Genomic DNA, 2810 nt, shown 5'->3' with positions numbered 1-2810 from the left:
GGTGACGCCTACAGGGCCTACCAACGACAGGTGCCGATGTTGGTGCCGCGTTGGGGAAAATGGAGGGAGGTTGTAAATGCCTCCGGTAGCAAGACCGATCGCGCCCATGAGGACGATCATGGCTGAAGCGACACATACATCTTGGGGGGAGCCTGCGAAGTGGGTGCGCAAAAACTCCCTCGTAATCCACTTCTGGCTGTTGACCTTGTAGTGGCTATAAGGTTTTTAATAGTACCGAATCGTTACTCAGTTGGAGCTGAACCATGAGCAAAGCCTGCGGGGGCCCACGTAATTGTGATGCAACACCCACAGCGGATCCCGATACGCTGGCCTCTTCCGAGGCGTCGGGGGAATGGGTCAGCGTNNCGGAGGCCCCTGTGGCGACGATGTAAAGCCTGCGGCGGATACCGATATGCAGGCCTCCTCCGATGCGTCGGGGGAATGGGTCAGCGTTTATGCCGTGCCGAAGATGGACTGCCCATCAGAGGAGCGAATGATTCGCCTGGCCCTGGGCGGCTTTGAGAAGATCCGGGCATTGTCTTTCGACTTGTCCAACCGCCAGTTGGAGGTCGTGCACGATGGCGCGCCTGACCCTATTACCGCGAAGCTGGCGACCTTGGGGTTAGGAGCCTCGCTTGAGAAAACCGCCGCTGCCGATCCGGAGACAATCAGGGCCGCCGAGTCCTCGGCGGCCGCTGCTACGCAAGAGTCTGGCACTCTGCGGTGGTTGCTCGGTATTAATGCACTCCTGTTTGCGTTGGAAATGACCGCAGGGTTGATCGCCCAGTCAACGGGCCTGATCGGGGAGTCTTTAGACAATTTTGCCGATGCTGCCGTGTACGGGCTCGCCCTTTATGCGGTCGGACATAGTGTAAAAATGCAGGTGCGTGCCGCGCACCTTGCAGGTGTGCTCCAGCTGATTTTGGCGGTAGGCGTACTCGCCGAGGTGGTGAGACGATTTGTGTTCGGTAGTGAACCTGAATCACTGGTGATGATGGCGATCGCATTCATTGCGTTGATGGCCAATACCAGCTGTCTGTTACTCATATCCAAACACCGAGAGGGTGGGGCGCACCTGAAAGCCAGCTGGATATTCTCGGCCAATGACGTGGTCATCAATCTGGGCGTTATCGCTGCTGGCGCTTTGGTCGCGTGGACCGGTTCCCATTATCCAGATCTGATTATCGGCACTATTGCGGGAATCATCGTGCTTAACGGCGCCAGGCGTATTCTGGCGCTGAAAGATTAAGGAGTGCTCGTTGTGGGAGAAAAACTCTCCCGGTATGAAATAGCCCGGTTGCCTGAGCACTCCGTTGGCGGCGCGTTTCCAACCAAAGCTAAAACTAACTGATCGAAGGAGACTACTGTTATGAGTTTACATCTAGGCAATACCGCCCCCGATTTCGAGGCGAATACCACCGAAGGCCGGACCAGCTTCCACGACTGGATTGGCGACGGGTGGGCCGTACTGTTTTCGCATCCGGCTGATTTTACGCCGGTATGCACCACGGAGCTGGGTGAAACCGCCAGACTAAAAGACGAATTTGCTAAGCGCAACTGCAAAGTGATCGCCATTTCGGTGGATCCGGTGGAAGATCATAAAGCGTGGTGCGGCGATATCGAGGAGACCCAAGGTCATGCCGTCAATTTCCCGATTATCGGGGATGAAGACAGAAGGGTCTCGCAGCTTTACGACATGCTGCATTCCGGTGAGGGTGATAGCTCGACCGTGCGATCGGTATTTTTGATCGACCCGAACAAGAAAATACGGATGACGCTGACCTACCCGAAAAGTGCGGGCCGCAATTTCGACGAAATCTTGCGGGTGATCGACTCGATCCAGTTGACCGACGGGTACAAAGTCGCCACACCGGTGAATTGGCGCAACGGCGACGATGTGATCATCCTGCCCACGCTGTCAGATGATGAGGCCAAGCGCCACTTCCCGGACGGATGGAAGGCCGTCAAGCCTTACCTCCGAGTGACCAAGCAGCCGAACCGTTGAGGTTTGAGCGTAACCCGCTGTTAGGGGCGTGGTTGCCCGCGCCCTTTCGGCTGGAGACCCTGTACCGGGACTTTGAGTGATTTCTAAAAACTTACGAAGAGTCGTCTTGTGCCCTCTATTCTTTGCACTGTGACTAAACGGAAAATGGAGGCTCAGTTATGAGCCTCTGGCAGTACCTGTTGCTGGCCACGGCGGCCGGTATGCTGCTTAATCTTACCCCCTGCGTACTGCCAGCGCTGCCGATTAAATTGCGCAGTATCGGTCGAGTGGTTGGCGATCGTCCCGGGCGACGCCTGTTGGCGGGGGCAGCACTGCTGGCTGGAACACTGACATTTTTTGGAGCACTGGCGGTGGCTACCGCCTGGTTGAACTGGACCTGGGGTGCCCTGTTTCACTCGGCTTCATTCCGGATGATGCTCGCTGTCGTGCTCGCCGGTCTGGGTGTTTGGAGCCTGGCTGGGCGCGGGTTTCAGCCTCCACAGTGGGCTTACCGGGTCCGGGGGGCGGGCTACGCCGAGCCGTACTTCGCCGGCTTGTTGGCGGCCGTGCTGTCTACTCCCTGCACCGGGCCTTTTCTGGGCGGCGTATTGGCATTCGCTCTGACCCAGTCGCCGGCTGCTATCGTGGCGCTTTTCCTGGCGGTTGGCACGGGTCTGGCACTTCCCTACCTAGTCCTGCTGGTCCGCCCTGGCCTGATCGCAAGGATACCCCGTGGCGGTGCCTGGTTGCTTCGCATCCAGCAATTCCTGGGGCTGGTATTGCTGGCCGGGGCAGTGTTCTTTGCGGCTACCGTGTTCCCGGATGG

3 protein-coding genes are annotated in these 2810 nt (G+C 57.8%); all 3 read left to right on the top strand.

All coding sequences use genetic code 11. The annotated features are described in order from the left end of the window. Positions 1 to 352 precede the first annotated feature (352 nt). Positions 353 to 1249 carry a cation transporter gene (locus B3187_RS04945; RefSeq protein WP_286804881.1) on the top strand — a complete coding sequence of 299 codons (897 nt, stop codon included), beginning with the start codon at positions 353 to 355 and terminating at the stop codon, positions 1247 to 1249. Between the two features lie 120 nt (positions 1250 to 1369). Beyond that, entirely contained in the window at positions 1370 to 2005 is a 636-nt protein-coding gene (locus tag B3187_RS04940; protein ID WP_286804880.1) for a peroxiredoxin, read from the top strand. Between the two features lie 158 nt (positions 2006 to 2163). After that, positions 2164 to 2810, top strand: a 647-nt coding sequence (locus B3187_RS04935; RefSeq protein ID WP_286804878.1) for a cytochrome c biogenesis protein CcdA, incomplete at its 3' end; no start/stop codon positions are given.

Source organism: Marinimicrobium sp. UBA4209, from assembly GCF_002381585.1.
In the GTDB taxonomy this organism is placed as follows: domain Bacteria; phylum Pseudomonadota; class Gammaproteobacteria; order Pseudomonadales; family Cellvibrionaceae; genus Marinimicrobium; species Marinimicrobium koreense.
Note: the sequence above shows the minus strand (reverse complement) of the source record. Positions and strands in the feature narration are given on the sequence as shown.

Coding starts and splice junctions, on each gene's coding strand:
- B3187_RS04940 (WP_286804880.1), top strand. CDS start 1,370: ATGAGTTTACATCTAGGCAATACCGCCCCCGATTTCGAGGCGAATACC.